Source organism: Streptomyces bobili (assembly GCF_002154575.1).
In the GTDB taxonomy this organism is placed as follows: Bacteria; Actinomycetota; Actinomycetes; order Streptomycetales; family Streptomycetaceae; genus Streptomyces; species Streptomyces bobili.
Map to the genome: position 1 here is coordinate 1 of NZ_MUBA01000040.1, position 3199 is coordinate 3199.

At 73.8% G+C, this 3199-nt stretch carries 3 protein-coding genes; 1 reads left to right on the forward strand and 2 read right to left on the reverse strand.

All coding sequences use genetic code 11. From position 1 onward, the window contains the following. Window positions 1–574 precede the first annotated feature (574 nt). On the forward strand, window positions 575–748 hold the full coding sequence (locus BZL64_RS38900; RefSeq protein ID WP_107430199.1) for a hypothetical protein: 174 nt from the start codon (window positions 575–577) through the stop codon (window positions 746–748). Window positions 749–832: 84 nt separating this feature from the next. Here the strand turns inward: BZL64_RS38900 and BZL64_RS03935 are convergent, their stop codons facing one another. Next, on the reverse strand, window positions 833–2176 hold the full coding sequence (locus tag BZL64_RS03935) for an amidase (RefSeq protein ID WP_086766183.1): 1344 nt from the start codon (window positions 2174–2176) through the stop codon (window positions 833–835). A gap of 91 nt (window positions 2177–2267) precedes the next feature. After that, entirely contained in the window at window positions 2268–2987 is a 720-nt protein-coding gene (locus BZL64_RS03940) for a FadR/GntR family transcriptional regulator (protein WP_244205168.1), read from the reverse strand. Between the last annotated feature and the right edge of the window lie 212 nt (window positions 2988–3199).

Genomic DNA, 3199 nt, shown 5'->3' on the forward strand with positions numbered 1-3199 from the left:
GTGTGGGACACGCCGGCCCCACGCGCTTCGTGCGCCCCGGTGGCCGGCGTGTCCCACACCCCCCGCCCCGTGCGGAGCAGGTCCATCAGCTCCTCGACGCTGCGCAGCTCCATGCGTCAGTCCTCCCGCGAGACAGCCGTAGCGGTACGCCAGCAGAGCATGGCGACCTTGCGGCCGGGCCAACGGGACCTGAACTGGTCGACGGTGAACCGACGCCTGTGCGCCCGTGTACGCCGTACGGGTGAAGGTCAAAGGGTGCTTACCGGGGCGAAGGCGTTGAATCATCTGCGGGGACATGTGGGTGACTTGCCATGGTTACCCCAAATTTTCAGCCCGATCGAGCGGTATCCCGCTCATCTGGTTACTCTGTAGCCGACGGACAGCAGGACGGAGTGCCACCCCACACCCACCGTCCGTCATGGGACAGCCGGTTCACAGCGGCCTGCTCCTTGAGGAGTTTGCCGGCGCCACCGCGTCAGAACTGCCCTTGAGCCAGACCCGAGGGAGCGCCAGGCGCCGGATCCGCAGACCGACCGGCACGCCCCGAGGGTGACCGACACATAAGGAGTGCGCGGTGACACCGGAGAAGACGGATCGCGAACAACGCCCCAAGGAACGCACCGAGCGTGCGGGCCGCCGGCCCGGGGAGATCGGCAGCCTCGACGTGTGGGCACGCTCCGCCCCCATCCGACTGGCGGGCTACGAGGAAGACCTCAACGAACCCCACATCCTGCCCAGCGTCGACTGAAGCCGAGCGCATGGGCGTGCGAACGGCACGCCCATGCGACACAGGATCCCGCGACAGCAGGCCCCCGCCGGCCCCGGCCGCTCCTCAGTCGAGCGGCGCCGTCCGCCGCCAGGGCCGCAGCTCCTCCAACCGCCCGGCCACCCGCAGCAGCAGGGCCTCCGAGCCGGGCAGTCCCACCAGTTGCACGGCGGTCGGAGCACCCGACGGCAGCGTGCCCACCGGGACCGCCATCGCCGGCCAGCCGGTCAGGTTCCACGGCGGCGTCAGCGGCGAGTAGTTGGTGTTCGCCAGCACATTGCGCAGCCAACCCCGCTCGTGCCACGGCGCCGACCTCGGAGAGCGCCGCGCCAGCGCCGGCGTGAGCAGCACGTCGTACTCCGCGAAGAACGGCTCCAGGCGTCGGCGCAGCTCCTCGCGCGCCGTGCCGCCGCGCACCCCGGTCAGGAACCGCCGCCCCAGCGCCGCGTGCACACGGGTGCGGCGGGTCAGCAGGCGCGCGTCCAGCGACCGCGCGTCGACCGCCGTACCGGCCGTCCAGTGCGCGAGCGAGGTGACGCCGAGCGACAGCGGATACGGCGGATCGGCCCGCCGCACCTGATACCCGGCCCGTGTCAGCGCCCCGGCCGCCTCGCGCGCCGCCGCCACGTACGGCCCGCTCACCGTCACCCCCGCCAGCGGGCTGCGCACGGAGACCGCGATCCTGAACGCCCCGGACTCCCGCTCCGCCGCGACCTCGGTGTCCGCGAGGACCGACAGCATCAGGCGGGCGTCCTCGACCGTCGTCGCCAGCGGACCGTTCTCCGACATCCCGAACCAGTCGCCGTCGCCGATCCCCGCCGGGACCACACCGTGCCCCGGCTTGACCGTGACCAGGCCGCAGTTGGCCGCCGGTATGCGCAGCGAGCCCATGCCGTCGTTGCCGAGGGCGACCGGCACCATCGCGGCGGCCACCGCCGCCGCGCTGCCGCCGGACGAACCGCCCGCCGTGCGCGAGGTGTCCCACGGATTGCGGGCGGTGCCGTGCACGCCCTCCGTGGTGCCGAAGACGCACAGCTCCGGCACGTTCGTCAGGCCCACCACCACCGCGCCGGCCGCGCGCAGCCGGGCCACGGTGACATGGTCCGCGCCCGCGGGGGCGTCCGGGGTCGCGGCCGAGCCGACGCGGGTCGACTCGCCCCGCACCGCGAGGTTGTCCTTGACCGCCACCGGGACGCCCGCCAGGGGCAGCCGGTCGCGGTCGCCGCGGGCCGCCACCTCGTCGGCCTCCGCGAGCGCCGCCCGCGCCCGCACCACCCGGAACGCCCCGATCCGGCCGTCCAGCCGCGCGATCCGGTCCAGATGCTCCGCCACCACGGCACGGGGCTCGGTCCGCTTCTCGCGTACGGCGGCGGCGATCTCCACGGCGGTACGGCCGACCCACTCGGTCACAGGCGCTCCTCGGTGTGCGGGCGTGCGGGGCGCTACCCGCGAGTACGTACGGAGAACTGTGCCTCGCGGGCGGCGCCGCGTCGAGAGGCCCTCACGGCCCGCCCTGGTCCCGGAGCCACCGCTCGACCTCGCCCACGTGCGCGCCGGCAGCCGCCCGTGCCGCCTCGGGGTCGCGGGCGGCCAGGGCGCGGTGGATCGCGGCGTGCTCCCGGCGGGTGCGGGCGTAGGCGCCCTCCTCCTGGTAGCCCCGCCAGACGCGGGTGCGGAAGGTGCGGGAGGACAGACCCTCCAGGATCGCCGCCATCGTCTCGTTGCCGGCGGCGGCCGCGATCTCGCGGTGGAAGGCGAGGTCATGGGCGAGGATCTCGTCCGGGTCGTCCGTGGCGTTCATGGCCGCCAAGTGGCCCCCCACCGCTTCGAGTTGCCCGGGGGTGATGCGGGCGGCGGCCAGGGCGGCGGCCGTCGACTCCAGGACGCGCCGCACCTCCAGCAGCTCCAGCAGACGCGGGCCCCGCGAGAGATCGGCCACCACGCCGAACGTCTCCAGCAGATCGCCCGCCTGGAGCTGAGTCACGTAGATGCCCGAACCGTGCCGCGCCTCCAGCACCCCCATGACCGTGAGGGCCCGGACCGCCTCGCGCACCGAGCTGCGCGAGATGCCCAGTTGCACCCCGAGATCGCGCTCGGTCGGCAGTCGCTGGCCGGGCTCCAGCAGGCCCTCGCCGATCATCGCCTTGATCCGCTCGATGGCCCGCTGCGTCACCGTGCCCTTCGGGGCGGGGGGCGGCCCTGCGGGCGGGGACTCGTTCACGTCACCTCTCCTGTCGCCGGGGCGCGCGCGGCCTCCACCAGAAGTGGTCCGACCACTGCGCACTGAATGCGCCATTTTACCGTCCGGGGGATGTCCGCGACGGCAAGTGGTCTGATAAATATGCGGCATGGCGTCCCCGAACCCCGCCCGCGACCCCGCCCGCGTCATCGCGGTCGACACCCATGACATCCGCTTCCCCACCTCCCGCGAAC